This window comes from Paenibacillus sp. NPDC101420, assembly GCF_050277435.1.
In the GTDB taxonomy this organism is placed as follows: Bacteria; Bacillota; Bacilli; order Paenibacillales; family Paenibacillaceae; genus Paenibacillus_AQ.
In genome coordinates this window covers 1,914,509-1,930,629 of the sequence record NZ_JBNNSE010000001.1, presented here as the reverse complement: position 1 = coordinate 1,930,629, position 16,121 = coordinate 1,914,509, and the positions used below count along the sequence as shown (strand labels likewise).

The following is a 16,121-nucleotide window of genomic DNA, read 5'->3' as shown; positions in this document are numbered from 1 at the left end:
ATGGTCATTTTAAAAAGCAAGCATGAAATTGAGGCTATCCGCAAGGCATGCCAAGTGGTGGCTGAATGTCATCGTACAATCGCCCCGCTTATCAAACCGGGTATTACCACCAACGAGATTGAGCGCATATTCGAGGACATTATGTTGAAGCACGGCGCAAAGCCATACCAGAAAGGCTATAGGGGCTATCAATATGCGACCTGTGCCTCCGCCAACGATGTAATCGCGCATGGCTTCCCTAGCAATAAGCCACTTGAGGAAGGGGATATCGTGACGATTGACACGGTCGCTGAGCTCGATGGCTGGCTCGGCGATTCGGCCTGGAGTTATGCGGTAGGGCAGATCTCGCCGACGGCCGAGAAGTTGATGCGTGTCACGAAGGAATGTCTTGATATGGGCATCGAGCAGGCTCAGCCCGGCAATCGACTCGGCGATGTGACGAGCGCGATTCAGCGGCATGCGGAATCACACGGTTTCGGCGTCGTGCGCGACCTTCTCGCTCATGGCATCGGCCGCGACCTGCACGAGGAGCCGACTTATATGCATGTCGGCAAGCCTGGAAAAGGCCCACGTATCAAGGAAGGTATGGTGTTCACGATTGAGCCCATGATCACCGAAGGTACCTACTTGATGACAATCGATCCGGACGGCTGGACCGCACGGACGATGGACAACAAGCTCGCCGCCCAATACGAGCATACGATTGCCATTACGGCTGAAGGTCCACAAATTTTGACCGCGCAATAGAAAAAAATTAGAAGTCGACCAACGAAATGGTCGACTTCTTTTTTTAGGGTTCTGGGACAGCGTGTCCATAGATCTGATGAGGCTGCCAGTCTAGAACTTTATTATCTTTTGACATCTCGTAGATTTTAATGTCGATTTGAGGCAAGCGGTTATTCAGGTGATTCTTTTAGTGAGCATTGACGTATTCCCGGCAAAGACGCAATAATGGTGGCAATGAGATACATATCGAACAAACGAAAGTGGATAGAGGGAGTGTAAATATGCTTGAAAAATACGGCCATGGCGGTGATTTGCTAACAGCTGCGGAACTTTATGAGGAGGCTGGTGGCACATTTCTTGATTTCAGCGCAAACATCAATCCTATCGGGCCTCCGCCAGCCGTCTTAGAGCTACTTAGAACAGCATTGTCTACGGTGGTTACCTACCCTGACCCTGGACATCGGCGCTTCAAAAGTCTGCTAGCAAAGGATCTTGGTATACATAGTAGTTGGTTGACAGTAGGCAACGGAGCCGCAGAATCTATGGCATTGTTGCTGCTTGCGATTGCTCCGCAAAAGGTAGGTATCGTAGAACCTTGTTTTTCTGAGTACCGGCAGCTATCTGTGCAATTCGGCGCAGAAGTATTATCTGTTCAGGGAACAAGGGAACAGCACTTCCGAGCTGGAGTGAATGAGATTGCCGGGCTGCTGGAGAAGGTTGATCTGCTGTTCCTTGGACAGCCGAACAACCCTAATGGCGTTCAGTATACTGTGGATGAGCTGCGCTGGTTAGCGCAGAAAGCTGAAAGCTACGGGACGTATTTGGCTGTGGATGAAGCCTTTATTGATTTTATTCCAGAAGCAGAACGAAATACGCTTTTGCCGGATCTGGATCAGTTTCCGCATACGATTTTGGTGCGGTCGATGACGAAATTTTATGCGATTCCCGGACTGCGTCTCGGGTTTGCCATTTCGCATCCGGAGCTGGCAAAGGCGATGACCGGAAAGCAGGTTACCTGGAGCGTGAATGGTTTGGCGCTGCTGGCGGGCGAAGCCTGCCTTGAGTGTGGGCACGAGTATGGACGTCGCACACGCGAACTGATCGCCACGGAACGGGAACTGCTGCGGCAAGGCCTTATGCAGCTAGGCTGCGAAGTGCCGCCAGGCGAAGCCAACTTTCTGCTCTGTGGCCTGCCTTCGCCGTGGAGTGCGGCTGAGATGCAGACCCGTCTTGGGCGTGTCGGTATACTGGTGCGCAGCTGCGCTATGTACCCCGGTCTAGGAGACGAGCATATCCGAGTAGCCGTTAAGGGACATGAGGATAATGTCCGGCTGCTAAAACAGATGAAGGAAATTCTGGCGGATAAGTGACCTGAGTAGCTTAGAGGGCAGCGGGTTTGCTGTTAAGTGACTGGTGTAGAGCAAAAATTGCGATTTGATACCGGATGGCAGGCTTCAGCTCGCATGCTTAGGGTTGTGACAAAGTTTGGTGAGATAGCTTCTGATGGACATCCTCCAAAGTGCATTCGTTGTATTTCGTACAACAGAACTCGCTTTGCTGGCGTAGCAATTCGATTCTATAGCACTTTGTACAATAGAAGTTTAGAAATTGATGCGAAATAGGTTTTTACGTGACATTCTATTGCACGAAATACAGCAGAATGACTTTTGCCAGTGAATAAAGCCGAATCTGTTGTATAAAGTGCAATAGATGGGTGAGGAACGGATTTTTAGGTGGATATTGGAGTATGTGTTGGAGTAGATTTTAGAGCAGATAGTCATTTGCTGAAATAGAGAATTAGGTAGTTTCTAAGTGAGGCGGTTGGGGAAGTACAGGCGCGACCGTGAAGCGGGTTGGATGAATGGATAAAAGTAATGTGCTGTGGAAGGAGCAAGATCGATATATGGTGCAAGTAAAGATTCCATTTAACCTCGCAGGAGGTGTAAAAGAGTACCATTCGGCCATCTGGCCAGGGCTTGCTTTACAGTGGAAGGGAAACCATCTGCTACTAGAGCTACCTGCTGAAGCAGATGGTTTATCGAGTGCGTTCTATGGTGGAGGAATGAATCGGCTAGAGAGGGCCGTCAATTTATATGTTGACCGCAATTATGAATGTAGTGATCCTGTTCAGGATATGGAGAATAAGCTCCGCGAGTGGGGTTATTCAATGTCTGGCTGTGCCGGTCTGATGACGGCAGTACCGCTAGAGCATGCAGCGGTAGCTGAGGAAGACACCGGCTCAGCGGGTATTTTTGTTTGCGTTACTGCCGCCGCAGGAAATGCTGCGCGCGCGGGTGTGGAACGCAATGTGCTGGCTGTTTATCGCCCGGGTACGATTAACATAATGTTAGGTATTGATGGCCGCCTGACACCGGCGGCCATGGTCAATGCTGTGCAGACAGCTGTCGAAGCCAAAGCTGCTGCACTGGCAGACCTCGGGATTACCGATCCCGAGAATGGCCTGATCGCTACCGGAACAACTACGGATGCGATAGTGCTAGCTGTGAGCCAAAGTGGGCGATACAAGGCAGAGCATGTTTACGCCGGAACCGCTACCGACCTTGGTGGCGCAATCGGACGCCTTGTATACAGCGCAGTGACGGGCAGCTTGCTGTCGGTGCAGGCAAGGAAGGACAGCTAATGAGAATGGATTGCTGGAGAAACAGAAGATTGTTCAGAGGTGATCGCCTGTGACAATCGCTTTAGTACTGCTTGCGGCTTATGTAATTGATCGGATCGTAGGTGATCCGCGTAGCTTGCCCCATCCCGTAATTGGTATGGGCAAAGCAATCACGGCTCTGGAGCGGGCGATCCGTCGTTTATGGTCCCACCCGCAAAGCCTGCGCAGAGCAGGGGTGTTACTTCCGCTATGTGTGGCGGGTGGTGCTTGGGCACTGACAGCCATCCTATTATGGCTGCTGTCGTTTATCTCACCTTGGCTCATCTGGTTAGCCGAGGCTTGGTTAATTTCGACGACGATTGCCTCTAAGGGACTGAAGGATGCAGGGATGGCGGTGTACGTGGAACTCCGTAAAGGCGATATCCCTGCTGCCCGCAAGGCGTTGGGGATGATCGTGGGGCGTGATACGACTTCGCTAGATTCCCCGGAAATTGTGCGCGGCACGGTAGAGACTGTAGCAGAGAATATCGTCGATGCGATTATTTCTCCATTGTTCTATGCGCTCATCGGTGGCGCGCCGCTTGCTATGGCTTATCGAGCAGTAAACACACTCGATTCCATGGTGGGATATAAGAATGATAAATATCGAGATCTCGGCTGGGCATCCGCTCGGCTTGATGATGTTGCCAACTTCATTCCAGCACGAATTACGGCATTGCTCTTGGCACTTTGTGCATGGCTGCTTCGTCTGGATTGGCGCAATTGTCTGCAAATGGTGAAGAGGGATGCGCGTCTCCATCCAAGCCCAAATAGCGGCTATCCAGAATCCGCTGTTGCGGGCGCACTTGGTATCCGTCTCGGAGGAGAGAACGTCTATCATGGTGTCGCTTCTTTCCGAGCCTATATGGGTGATCCGGTACGAGCGATGGAGCCGGACGATATTATTCAGACCTCGCGGATGATGATGCTCTGCTCTTCAATTTTTGTAGGCTTATGCGCGGTTGTGGCATGGATATGGATCGGGGGCTAATGCTAGACATGGCGTTTCCTTCAATAGAGCTAGAATTAGTACTTGTCCGCCACGGGCAAACTCAGTGGAATGCTGAGCATCGTTACTTAGGACATTCGGATCTCCCGTTGCTATCTAGTGCAGTAGAGCAGCTATCTCAGCTTAAGCAGCAGTCTGAAGTATCGAATGATTTTTGGTGTGTATTTTGCAGCGATTTGCTTAGATGTCGGGAGACTCTAGCTTACATTTCTCCTTCTTTAGAGAAGGTGGCTGTCTACGATCCGCGTCTGCGCGAAATAAATTTTGGAGCTTTCGAAGGCTGTACTTATGAGGAATTGAAGGATAACTCACTGTATAGAAGGTGGATTGATAGTCCTTCCACAATTACACCACCGGATGGTGAAACATGGGCGCAGTTTGACGAACGGTTGCGTAGCTTCCTGTCAGATCTGGGGCGAGGGGCTGAGGATACATTTGTGCAGGCTGCAATTAGTGAAAAAAAGGCTGAGGTAATAACAAGCAGGGTATTGGTAGTCACACATGGTGGTGTTATTCGGAATTTCCTTGCACAGTTAATTCCTGGTGTCACATTCTACAGCGCAGTTGCACCTTCTCCGGGAACAGCAATGGTACTCAGGCTATTTTGGCGGAACGGGCAATGGTCAGCAGATATTTCGGGAGATTGATGAGAAAATCAAATGAAAAAAAGGGTTGCACATATTAGTCATACCTAATATGTGCAACCCTTTATGTTTAAACTATCGTTCGCCCTCAGCAGAATAAAGTGGATAATTAGATGTTAGGTAACCATTCCTTATAGGTATCTGCACGTGATTGCAATTCATTATACAGCATGCTGGCATGGTAACCGTCGCACACGGCATGGTGGAATTGCCCCGATATTGGTAATAGTATTTTTTTGTCTTGATGAAAATACTTTCCTATAGTAAAGATGGGAAGTAGGAAGGTTCCCTCGTTATACACGTTCAGGTTAAAGCCCGTAAAGCTGACCCACGGAATACTAGAAATAGGGAAGGTGTTCGGTGGTTCGTTTGCTTTAGCGATAAATTGTTTCACGCTTCCGTACATTTTCATATCATCCAGATAACGGTTATAGAAATCATTAAACTTTTCTCCGTACGAAGTCCAGATGCTTGAAAAAGTCTTATCATCATCATGGAAAATTGTAAAACTAGGTGACATGCTATCCCAATAACCTAATCTACCTTCAGAATCAAAGCAAGTGCGGAATTCACTGTGACGGTTTACCACCGTAGTTATCATGTGGATTAGCGCCGGGTACAGCTTAATTCCCTTATGCTTAAGCTCTGACAGTAGAAGGGTAATGTCGATATTTACGGTCATGCTATAGGTGCATCTGACATTGTTTAAATAATGTTCAAAATAGGGTTTTCTACTCCAGTTATCAATGACAATCGGGTTAAAAATCATTTATTATGACCTCCTAAAATTATTTCATTTTTCATTTTAGGAGGTCTGCTGGACTGATTTCACCATATCCTTATCACAATCCTTTGAGAAAGTATTTTGTAACGATGAGTATACCATCATCATCGCCGTAATTAAACTAGATCAAGTGGAAGGAAGATGCATTTATAATGCTGAGTGAAAAGTTGGTTATTGAAAAATTGCTTCAGCAAAAGCGTACGAGTGTTGCTTCCATCGTAGTGATGATGTGCGGTGTAGCGGGGTCGGGTAAAACAACCTTTGCTAAAAAGCTGGAGAAAGAGGGATTCGCCAGACTTTCGATAGATGAAGATATTTGGGCCACGCACGGACGTTTCGGGGTGGATTATCCAGAGCAGAATTATGAGTCCTATAAAGAAGAGTCGGAGATAAAGCTGCGGGGGGAGCTGGTGAATCTGCTTCAGGCAAAACATCATGTTGTCATCGATTTCAGCTTCTGGCAACGTCAGAGACGGAACGATTACAAGCAACTTATTGAGAGTTATGGTGGCGTGTGGGAACTGATTCACTTAAAAATTCAGCCAAATGAATTGCGTCAGAGACTGCTTATCCGGAGTGAACGTTTTGACGCTAATGCCGCATTTCCGATTACTGAGGACATACTAACCCGGTTTTTAAATGGTTTTGAGATCCCTGCTGGAGAAGGGGAGCTTGTGATCGAAGCATAGATCTATAACTTGATATTTTGGGCATTTGTCCCCTCATAGAACCACAGCCGGATTAAAATCCCATGGCTGTGGTTCTTTTTTTAAGCGAGTGATTGTGCCATGATAGTCATGGGGGCGATTGAGAGATGTTTAAGGATTTTAAGCTCATAGCCGGACGGCCGGTGTATATACAAATTAAAGACTATATGAAGCACTTAATCATAAAAGGCGGTCTGCAAGGCAATCAAAAGCTGCCCTCCACAAGAGAGCTCAGCACACTGCTTAAGGTTAGCCGTAACTCAGTAATCTCTGCTTATGCAGAGCTTGAGGATGATGGATTTGCGTATGCCGTGCAGGGTCAGGGAAGTTATGTGGCACCTACACCTCCCGGCAGTGAAACAATCTCTTCCTGGACGATGGACTGGAAGACGCGTATCAATGATCATGCGCGGCTGGCGGAGGATCTGGATATCATGAAGCGCGGCATACGAGCGGAGAAGGGGACGATCTCCTTCACGAGCATCGCACCTGATGAGAGTCTTTTTGATCTAGATAATGTGAAACGCTCCTTTATGGATCGTATGTCGGTGGAAGGCAACGTCTTACTAAATTATGGATATGCCAAAGGGTATAAGCCTTTAATAGACTATTTGAAGCAGTACATGGAGCACAAAGGCGTTGAAATGAAAGGCAAGGATATATTGATCACCAATGGCTTTACAGAGGGATTCGATATTGTATTGTCTGCACTTAGCAAAAAGAATGGTTCGGTCATCTGTGAGAATCCAACGCATCATACGGCGATCAAAAATCTGAAGCTGAATGGCTTTGAGATCACCGGGATTCCTATGGAGCGTGATGGGATTGATCTGGTTGAGCTGGAGAAGGCATTGCAGGAGCAAGCTTTTGACTGTGCCTACTTTGTCCCTTCTTATCATAATCCGACCGGCATTGTAATGTCTCCCGAGAAAAGACAGAGGCTAATGAAGCTGATGAACCGGTACCAAATACCAGTGATCGAGGATGGTTTTAACGAGGAGTTACGCTATTCGGGCTCACATGTGGCTCCACTTATCGCAGCAGCAGGGAGCGGCAACAGCGTGATCTATCTAGGTAGCTTCTCAAAGGTATTATTTCCAGGACTACGCGTAGGCTGGGTGTTGGCAGATCAGGAGCTGATCAATTCTCTCGAAAGCGTCAAGCGCGCACGTACCATTCATACCTCGACGCTGGATCAATCCATTTTGTATCAATACTTATTGGGTGGCCATTTAGAGAAGTATTTGAAAAAAGCCAGAGCGGAATATAAACGAAAATATGAATTAACCCTGCAATTCTGTAAGGAGTTTATTCCTTATACGGCGTTATCAGGGGATGGCGGATTGCATCTTTTTGTAACCTTCGCGGAGGGTTTTAATACAAGGACGCTGCTAGCGGCCTGTCATGAGCAAGGGGTTATTTTTACAGCAGGAGATATATTCTTCACAGACGGTAAAGGTCAAAATACGATACGGATCGGTTTCTCCAGAGTGACGGATGAGGATATCCGCAAGGGGATCGAGATTATTGGCAGAACAGCACGACAACTAATGGGATAAAGAGGTGCTTGAGATGAAGATGAAGGTAGGCGTAATTATGGGCGGGGTGTCCTCAGAGTATGAGGTATCCATGAATAGCGGTAGAGAGATTTTGAAGAATCTAGATCCCAATAAATATGAGGTTACTCCAATAGTGATCACCAAGCGTGAAGAGCTTATTGAGCAGGCAAAAGGAATCGATATCGCGCTGCTTGCGCTCCACGGAGCTTACGGAGAGGACGGTACGGTTCAGGGGACGCTGGAGACGATGGGGATTCCTTATACGGGTAGTGGCGTTTTGTCTAGCAGCATTTGTATGGATAAAGATCTTTCCAAAAAGCTTATGCGCTGCTCAGGCGTCAATACGGCGGATTGGCTGTGCTGGGATAGTATGAAGGATTATTCTCAAGAAGCCGTAGAGCGGATTGGATATCCTGTTATGGTGAAGCCATGTGCAGGCGGTTCGAGTATCGGTATGGAAAAGGTGAGCAGCAGCGAGGAGCTGTTGAGCGCAGTAGAGAAGGCTTTTGCTTGTGATCAGTCGATTCTGATCGAGAGCTACATTCAAGGCCAGGAAATCACTTGCTCTATTCTAAATGGAGAGATGCTGCCCGTTTTGGGAATCACCTCGGCGCATGCGGAGTGGTTCGATTACAGTGCGAAATACGAAGATGGCGGGGCAGACGAACGGGTCATTGATCTACCAGCTGAGGTGTATGAGCGAGTACGTGATGCAGCCTTAACTTGCTACAAAGCACTAAAATGCAGCGTGTACGCAAGGGTGGATATGCTCATTAAGGATGGTATTCCATATGTGCTGGAGGTGAACACATTACCGGGCATGACGAAGGCGAGTCTTTTACCAAAAAGCGCGCAAGCGGCAGGTTACACCTTCAGCGGACTGCTGGACGAGATCATTTCCCTTTCCCTAACAGAAAAGAGTCCGAAAGAAGAGGTGCTCAGTCATGCATAATGAATGGATTACTCCGCGTGTACGGGAGATTGCTCCCTCGGGGATTCGGGCTTTTTTTGACCTAAGTACAGGGAATCAGGATATTATATCGCTTGGTGTAGGCGAGCCTGATTTCGTTACACCGGAGCATGTAAGAGCTGCCTGTATTCGTGCTTTGAATAATGGGGAGACGATGTATACACCAAATTCCGGCTTGTTGGAGCTTAGAGAAGAGATCGCCTCTTATCTGCACACAAGCTTCAATCTCCGCTATGAGCCAACAAACGAGATTATGGTTACAGTGGGAAGCAGTGAAGCCGTGGATTTGGCTCTGCGGGCCTTTATTACACCCGGGGATGAGATTATCGTCCCTTCTCCGAGCTATATTGCGTATTCGCCGATTACTCATTTGAACGGTGGGATTACGGTAGAGGTTGAATCTTCAGCCGAGCAGGGTTTTAAACTTACTCCTGAAGCGTTGCGGCAGGTGATTACCCCGCGTTCCAAGATTCTTATGGTGAATTTTCCGACTAATCCTACAGGAGCAGTAATGACTTACGAGGATTGGCAACCCATTGCACAGATTGTAAAAGAGAATAACTTACTTGTCATTTCAGATGAAATCTATGCCGAGCTAACCTATGATAGTCAGCATGTAAGTATTGCCTCTCTTCCTGGGATGTTGGAACGAACGATTGTCATTAGTGGCTTCTCCAAAGCCTTTGCGATGACTGGCTGGAGAGTAGGCTATGCTTGTGGTGATCAGGAATTAATTGCTGCGATGCTCAAAATCCATCAGTACACTGCGATGTGTGCTCCAATACTAGGTCAAATCGCTGCCATTGAATCACTGCGGAACGGTATGGAGCATAAGGACCACATGAAACGATGCTTTGATGAGCGAAGAAAGCTGCTGGTTAGTGGATTTCGATCTATTGGTTTACCGTGCCACGAGCCGGAGGGTGCATTTTATGTCTTTCCTTCCATCGCTAATACCGGAATGAAGTCAGAAGTTTTCGCTTTGCAGCTGCTCAAGGAGGTTGGTGTTGCTGCGGTTCCGGGGCATGTGTTTGGAGCGGGTGGAGAAGGGTATATTCGCTGCTCTTATGCAGCATCCCTACAAAAATTGACGGAAGCGCTGGAGAGAATCGAAGGATTTATGAAAGTGAAGTTGTAATTCTAGTGGTCCCCATCTATCATAGATGGGGGCTTTTATGTGTAGATAAGATAGAATAGGTTATACGGATATCTTTAATTGGAGGTTAAAATATGATTTCATCTATTCAAGAAGTAATTAAACGAATCACACCAGCGGATGAACAGTCTTTCCTAAAGGCGGAGCACCGCTTGAACATTCTAACTAAACCACCGGGCAGCCTGGGACAATTGGAGACGCTGGCCGTTAAGCTCGCCGGAATTTCGGGTACGGAGCAGCCTAGTTTCACCAAACGAACGGTAGTTGTTATGGCTGCCGATCACGGTGTATGCTGCGAGGGAGTTAGCGCGTTTCCACAGGAAGTCACAATGCAGATGGCCTATAATTTTCTCAGCGGAGGAGCGGCTGTGAATGTACTGGCACGCCAAGCTGGGGCTGAGGTAAAGTTCGTAGATATCGGTGTTAACGGCGACCTTAGTCATGAGGATCTGATTGATTGTAAAGTGCGCCGAGGAACGGATAATATAGCCGTGGGACCTGCGATGAGTCGTGAAGAAGCGATGAATGCTGTGCTTGTAGGTATAAGAATCGCACAAGAAGCGATTGAGAACGGGACAGAGATTTTTATTACAGGTGAAATGGGCATAGGGAATACAACGGCTAGCGCAGCTATTCTGTGTGCTCTAAAAGGAATACCACCTGAAGTAGCCGTTGGAAGAGGAACGGGAATTGATGATGAACGTTTACTACATAAGATTGCAGTTGTGGAACGCGCTTTAAAGGTGAATCAGCCGAATCCGGCAGATCCACTGGATGTATTGTCCAAAGTAGGGGGACTGGAAATCGCCGGTTTGACGGGTCTGATTCTTGGCGCAGCTGCTGCCAGGGTACCTGTCATTTTGGATGGTTTTATTTCGGGTGCGGCAGCTCTTGTGGCGAAGGCGCTTGCGCCAGAATCCATTGCTTATATGATAGGCTCCCATCTATCAGGAGAACAAGGACATAAGCTGATGCTGGAGCGGCTTGGGCTTGAACCGTTGTTTAACCTGGGTCTTCGTTTGGGTGAAGGAACTGGAGGCGTATTGTCCCTTCATTTAATTGAGGCGATATGCCGCATTTTGAGCGAAATGGCCACCTTTGAAAGTGCAGGCATCTCTGGAGCTGGGAAACAATGAGTATTCTTGTAACGGGAGGGGCGCGTAGCGGGAAAAGTGGTTTTGCAGAAAAACTGATGTCGTCACTGGCAGATCAGGCCTTCTATGTTGCAACCGGACAAGCGTTTGATGATGAAATGAATGAACGGATTGCACTGCATCAGCAACAGCGCTCGCAAAGCGGATATGCTTGGGAGACGTTAGAGGAGCCTTATGATTTGCCAGATCTTCTTAAGCGTTTATCTGGTGAAAAGGCGGTTCTCGTAGATTGTCTAACGTTGTGGTTATCGAATGTACTGCTAGCCATGGAAGGATTTACGGATAGGCAAGAGTTGATTGAGAGCGAGATTACAAGACTTGAAGACAGTGTACACACATTTCAAGGAAACCTCATTTTGGTCACTAATGAGGTTGGAGATGGTATTGTTCCGGAGTATGCGCTTGGCCGATTGTACCGTGATCTGGCAGGACGTATGAACGCGCTGCTTGCTCGGCAATGCGAGCAGGTTTTTTTAGTGACTGCGGGCATTCCAATTGAACTCAAGAGCAGGGAGTATCGTTTATGAGGGAGCGCAGGGATGCTGCCGCGGCTGCCTTTCAGTTTTTGTCCCGGTTTCCTGTAAAGAGTGACCCTGGATTTTCTCCTGAGCTGCTGCGCCGAAGTGTGCTGTTCTATCCTGTGGTGGGTGCAGCTATCGGACTGTGCGTAGCTGCTGGGGCAGCTTTGACGGGTTGGATTTTACCGGCTTGGCCAGCAGCTGTTATTACCCTCATCTTATGGGTAGGACTTACTGGCGGCCTGCATCTCGATGGTTGGATGGACAGTGCGGATGGTCTGCTAAGCTACCGACCGAGGGAACGGATCCTGGAGATTATGAAGGACAGCCGTGTGGGTGCGATGGGTGTGCTCGCCTGCGTGCTGCTCTTGCTGTTAAAGGTCTCTTTAGTGGCAGCATTAATCGAAGGCTACGTCTATTACGAGCTGCCACTGCTCTTGCTGCCAGCGATCTGGAGCCGCTGGTATATGGTGCGGGCAATGGTGCGTTATCCCATTGCCCGCGGGAACGAGGGGCTGGCCGCGAGCTTCGCCGGCCTCGCTCCCTCGCATGAGCGGCGCGCGCTGGCGATAGCCGCGCTGCTCTCGCTAGCCGCAGCCGGTGCGCCTCTGGCGCTCGGCGCTGGCTTAGCCGCGTGGCCGCTGCATCTGGCGGCAGCGTTACTGCTGCCGGCTGCGGCCTTGGCCAGCGGCACCGTGGCTGCGCGGCGGATTAGCAGCCGGCTCGGCGGGCTCACCGGCGATGTGTACGGCGCGCTGAATGAACTGCTAGAGGCTGTGCTCCTACTAGTATTAGTGCTGCTCCAGCACAATTTCATGTGAGTGGCTCCTGCGGGTGACGCATAGTAGCTAGCTGGCTCAATCTGGTTTTATCCTCTTTTGATGCCTGTGGTTCCAGTTGTTTGGTGGCCCGGATGCTTGCAGGTCCACATAGTGATATTTTTAGAGTTCAATAGGAAAGAGGGATGACATGGTTGCTGCCATTCTACTATTTGTAATTGCTGGCCTTGCTGAGATCGGAGGCGGATATTTAGTATGGTTATGGCTAAGAGAATCAAGACCTCTCTGGTACGGTTTGGTAGGTTCTTTGATTCTGATAAGCTACGGCATTATTCCTACCTTGCAGAAGTTTCCATCCTTCGGAAGAGTGTATGCAGCTTACGGCGGGGTGTTTATCGTGCTCGCTGTGTTATGGGGCTGGCTAGTAGACAAGAAAACACCCGATGTATATGACTGGGTTGGTGCTGTTATTTGTGTGATCGGCGTTTCGGTCATTCTTTGGGCGCCAAGACACTAACAAAACAACCCGTTCAACACTTTCGTGTGAACGGGTTGTTTTTATTTAAGCCTAAGCTTTAGATCTTAAATTGTTGCACAGCTTCCTGAAGCTTCTTAGCCTGCTCATATAGATGCTGCACGGTTACTGCATGTCCTTCAAGCTCTATACGTTGGCGCTCGGAGTTCTCGGATAGTGTGTCCGCACTTTCTTGGGATCTTGAAGTGATTTGTGCGGTTTCCTCGACGGAAGCACTAACTTCTTCTGTACTTGCTGAGATTTGCTGCGTAGCCGCAGATACGGATTGAATATTCTGATTGATGCTTTGGATCAGAATCAGAAGGTGATTGAAGGCATCGCCCGCTTCTGCCACCTTGCCTACCCCGGAGGCTACCTCAGAATTCACATGGTTCATCTCAGTAACGGAGCGATTCATATCTTCCTGAAGTCCGAGTAGGAAATTACGAATCTGCTCATTCGCATTACGGGATTGTTCGGAAAGCTTGCGTACTTCTCCGGCAACCACGGCAAATCCGCGTCCATGTTCTCCTGCACGTGCTGCTTCGATCGAAGCATTGAGCGACAGCATTTGGATTTGCTTCGTAATTTCAGTAATGCTATGAACGACTTCTCCGATCATTACTGAACGTTCATTCATAACTTGTAATTGCTCCAGCGACTGCAGGGAGGCACGTTCAACATGGCGCATTTGCAGAACGGCACTTTGGGCAATCTCATTACCGCCAATCGCTTCAGCGGAAGCTTCACTGATCTGCTCAGTGACTTCGGTGGCTGCTGAAGCAATATGCTGAATGCCGAAATTGATTTCTTCCATAGCTTTTGAATTATCTAGAGCGCTGCTCGCGATGGTCGTACTACCTTTGCCAATTTCTACAACAGATGTACTAGAGTGGTCTGCCATTTCATTTAAGACCTCAACACGTTCTCTTAAAGAATTGGAATCGGTGACCACAGTATTTGAGGTGACGAGTACATGTCCAATCATTTCTTTTAAGCGCAGGGTCATTGCTTGGAAGCTTCTGGACAGTTGAGCTACCTCATCACTGCCTTTAACCGTTAATTCCTCTGTGAAATCTCCCTCTGCGAGACGGGCACTGTAAGCTGCAAGCTTTGAGATAGGACGAGTAATCCGCATACTCATAAACCAGGCACCAGTTGAGCCTATGATCAGCGTTAGCAGAGTGATCCCGGCACTGGTCCACAGAATACTGTCTGTTTTTTCTTGAATAAAGCTTACATCACTGCTGATTCCGATAACCATCGTACTTCCGGGAATTCCGATATAAGCTGACTTATGTACACCATGCGAGTCCTTGTATGTATCACTTAGTCCGCTCTTTCCTTTAAGAGCTTGCTGAATTGCAGAGGACACCTTAACAATTTCCTCCGGCTTTAATTTTGCATCATGATCTACGGACAGAACCTCAGCTTCCTTGCCTTTTAGATTGAGTAGAAAAATAGTCTCAACCCCATGCTGCTTTCTCTTATCCTGGAAATAAAATTCAAGATTGGTGGCTGCTTGTTCGTTCTTCTTTAGTGCTTGCTGAGCATGCATTGTATTTATATTCTTATATACGTCCTGAGCAGCTGCAGTTAGAATTTGATTAATTTGTGGCATGACATAGCTGTTGAAAATACTGGTGGATATAAAGTAGAAGCTGGTACTTAACAAAAGAGACGTGAGTAATAGAACTACAAATAATAAACGCGTAAATCTGCGACTGATCGACTGCTTGAAACGAAACATATTGTTCTCCCCCTTTTTATGGGCAGCGAAGCCCCATTTCTTTATATCCCTACCGACTGCTAGTGACTGGCAACCTGCAATATATTCCATAGTTATGTAATATATCAACTAAATGGATCGGGAATGAAGTGTTTGATACTATTCTATAGAATTAACCTCTGGATGAATAGTGAAAGTTTTAGTTTATAGAGCATATTTTTCTGAAAAAGATGAATTATTACTGACACTTTTATTTTTAGTTAATAAAAATGGGTATAAATACCCATTTCATAAATTGTTTATTTTTATGGATTGTTTGACGACAGTGTGATAGAGTATTAATGTTTTGTTCCAAAACTTAATGTAAGCCGCGGTTCGTAACCATCCCGCGTAAACAAAACTAGGAGGAGTTTAAGCAATATGTTTAATTTGATGTGGGGAGTTTTATTTGTTATTGTCAATTTTGCTTTTTTTCTACTCTGTTACCGCCTGTTCGGCAAAAGTGGAATGTATGCCTGGGTAGGTATCGCTACTGTAATTGCAAACATTCAGGTAGCTAAGACGATTGCTATGCCATTTGATATCGTGATGACACTCGGAAATACGATGTATGTCACTTTGTATATGACCAGCGATTTGCTTAATGAGAAGTACGGAAGAGCAGAAGCACGTAAAGCGGTTTGGTTTGGCTTCTTCACCTTGCTTATGACGACAGTCATTATGCAAATGGTACTAGTATTTAAGCCGCAAGAGACCGATATTGCTCAGTCTTCTTTGGAGACGATCTTTGGTCTGATGCCTCGACTAGCGTTGGGTAGTCTAACTGCTTACTTCATTAGTCAGTTCCTAGACGTTCGGTTGTACTCCTGGATTCGCAAATATTACAGCACCTCAAGTCAGTTGTGGATTCGTTCCAACGGCAGTACGATGGTTAGCTCCTTTGTGGATACACTAATCTTCTGTACCATTGCATTTGCTGGGTTGTATAACTGGAGTGTGTGGTTTGAAATTTTGCTTACAACGTATCTAGCCAAATTCTTACTAACCGCAGTAAGCACACCTATCTTATATATCGCCCGAACTTTTACTTTTGCTGAAGATGGAATACCATCATCCGCTCATAAGAAGGAATAAACAACAATACAGCCAGCGCGTACCGATCATAATCGATGCGCGCTGTTTGATTTTTTCAGTCGTAAGAGGGCTCAATCGT

General features: G+C 47.4%; 16 protein-coding genes and 1 riboswitch. Of the genes, 14 read left to right on the top strand and 2 right to left on the bottom strand.

Annotation, left to right across the window (positions count from 1 at the left end; translation table 11 throughout):
• From map to ACQKMP_RS08375, 5 genes are all read left to right on the top strand, one after another.
• The gene (map, locus tag ACQKMP_RS08395; protein ID WP_427469157.1) at window positions 1-747 is read left to right on the top strand and encodes a type I methionyl aminopeptidase; all 747 of its coding nucleotides are present in this window, start codon (window positions 1-3) and stop codon (window positions 745-747) included.
• A 260-nt stretch (window positions 748-1,007) separates the two neighbouring features.
• Window positions 1,008-2,096, top strand: a complete 1,089-nt coding sequence (locus ACQKMP_RS08390) for a pyridoxal phosphate-dependent aminotransferase (protein WP_427469156.1) — start codon at window positions 1,008-1,010, stop codon at window positions 2,094-2,096.
• A 491-nt stretch (window positions 2,097-2,587) separates the two neighbouring features.
• On the top strand, window positions 2,588-3,367 hold the full coding sequence (locus tag ACQKMP_RS08385; RefSeq protein ID WP_256721602.1) for an adenosylcobinamide amidohydrolase: 780 nt from the start codon (window positions 2,588-2,590) through the stop codon (window positions 3,365-3,367).
• Window positions 3,368-3,416: 49 nt separating this feature from the next.
• Complete coding sequence (gene cbiB, locus ACQKMP_RS08380) at window positions 3,417-4,376, top strand: adenosylcobinamide-phosphate synthase CbiB (protein WP_427469155.1); 960 nt, start codon at window positions 3,417-3,419, stop codon at window positions 4,374-4,376.
• An 8-nt stretch (window positions 4,377-4,384) separates the two neighbouring features.
• A complete protein-coding gene (locus tag ACQKMP_RS08375; protein WP_427469154.1) occupies window positions 4,385-5,041 on the top strand; it encodes a histidine phosphatase family protein in 657 nt (218 codons plus the stop codon).
• Window positions 5,042-5,147: 106 nt separating this feature from the next.
• Here the strand turns inward: ACQKMP_RS08375 and catA are convergent, their stop codons facing one another.
• Window positions 5,148-5,807 carry a type A chloramphenicol O-acetyltransferase gene (gene catA, locus ACQKMP_RS08370; protein WP_339245699.1) on the bottom strand — a complete coding sequence of 220 codons (660 nt, stop codon included), beginning with the start codon at window positions 5,805-5,807 and terminating at the stop codon, window positions 5,148-5,150.
• Window positions 5,808-5,974: 167 nt separating this feature from the next.
• Here catA and ACQKMP_RS08365 point away from each other — a divergent pair, with 167 nt between their 5' ends.
• The 8 genes from ACQKMP_RS08365 to ACQKMP_RS08330 all read left to right on the top strand — a co-directional run bounded on the left by ACQKMP_RS08365 (window position 5,975) and on the right by ACQKMP_RS08330 (window position 13,182).
• Window positions 5,975-6,511: an AAA family ATPase gene (locus tag ACQKMP_RS08365; RefSeq protein WP_379423037.1), complete on the top strand. Its 537-nt coding sequence runs from the start codon at window positions 5,975-5,977 to the stop codon at window positions 6,509-6,511.
• Window positions 6,512-6,636: 125 nt separating this feature from the next.
• Window positions 6,637-8,088 carry a PLP-dependent aminotransferase family protein gene (locus tag ACQKMP_RS08360; RefSeq protein WP_379423035.1) on the top strand — a complete coding sequence of 484 codons (1,452 nt, stop codon included), beginning with the start codon at window positions 6,637-6,639 and terminating at the stop codon, window positions 8,086-8,088.
• A gap of 19 nt (window positions 8,089-8,107) precedes the next feature.
• Entirely contained in the window at window positions 8,108-9,040 is a 933-nt protein-coding gene (locus tag ACQKMP_RS08355; RefSeq protein WP_379423566.1) for a D-alanine--D-alanine ligase, read from the top strand.
• Entirely contained in the window at window positions 9,033-10,196 is a 1,164-nt protein-coding gene (locus ACQKMP_RS08350) for an aminotransferase class I/II-fold pyridoxal phosphate-dependent enzyme (protein ID WP_427469153.1), read from the top strand. The genes ACQKMP_RS08355 and ACQKMP_RS08350 overlap by 8 nt, the downstream gene beginning before the upstream one ends.
• A gap of 92 nt (window positions 10,197-10,288) precedes the next feature.
• On the top strand, window positions 10,289-11,350 hold the full coding sequence (gene cobT / locus ACQKMP_RS08345; protein ID WP_042185625.1) for a nicotinate-nucleotide--dimethylbenzimidazole phosphoribosyltransferase: 1,062 nt from the start codon (window positions 10,289-10,291) through the stop codon (window positions 11,348-11,350).
• Window positions 11,347-11,895 (top strand): bifunctional adenosylcobinamide kinase/adenosylcobinamide-phosphate guanylyltransferase, encoded by a 549-nt coding sequence (gene cobU, locus ACQKMP_RS08340; protein ID WP_042185626.1) that lies wholly within the window; start codon window positions 11,347-11,349, stop codon window positions 11,893-11,895. Before cobT ends, cobU begins: the two co-directional genes overlap by 4 nt.
• Window positions 11,892-12,707, top strand: a complete 816-nt coding sequence (cobS, locus tag ACQKMP_RS08335) for an adenosylcobinamide-GDP ribazoletransferase (RefSeq protein ID WP_339245711.1) — start codon at window positions 11,892-11,894, stop codon at window positions 12,705-12,707. The genes cobU and cobS overlap by 4 nt, the downstream gene beginning before the upstream one ends.
• 148 nt (window positions 12,708-12,855) lie before the next feature.
• Window positions 12,856-13,182, top strand: a complete 327-nt coding sequence (locus ACQKMP_RS08330; RefSeq protein ID WP_042185628.1) for a YnfA family protein — start codon at window positions 12,856-12,858, stop codon at window positions 13,180-13,182.
• Between the two features lie 58 nt (window positions 13,183-13,240).
• Here ACQKMP_RS08330 and ACQKMP_RS08325 read toward each other — a convergent pair whose 3' ends face one another.
• Window positions 13,241-14,929 (bottom strand): methyl-accepting chemotaxis protein, encoded by a 1,689-nt coding sequence (locus ACQKMP_RS08325; RefSeq protein WP_427469152.1) that lies wholly within the window; start codon window positions 14,927-14,929, stop codon window positions 13,241-13,243.
• 343 nt (window positions 14,930-15,272) lie between these two features.
• Window positions 15,273-15,318: riboswitch (PreQ1 riboswitch) on the top strand.
• 10 nt (window positions 15,319-15,328) lie between these two features.
• On the opposite strand from ACQKMP_RS08325, the gene ACQKMP_RS08320 reads away from it, so the two are divergent.
• Window positions 15,329-16,042 carry a queuosine precursor transporter gene (locus ACQKMP_RS08320; RefSeq protein ID WP_042185630.1) on the top strand — a complete coding sequence of 238 codons (714 nt, stop codon included), beginning with the start codon at window positions 15,329-15,331 and terminating at the stop codon, window positions 16,040-16,042.
• The last annotated feature ends 79 nt before the right edge of the window (window positions 16,043-16,121 follow it).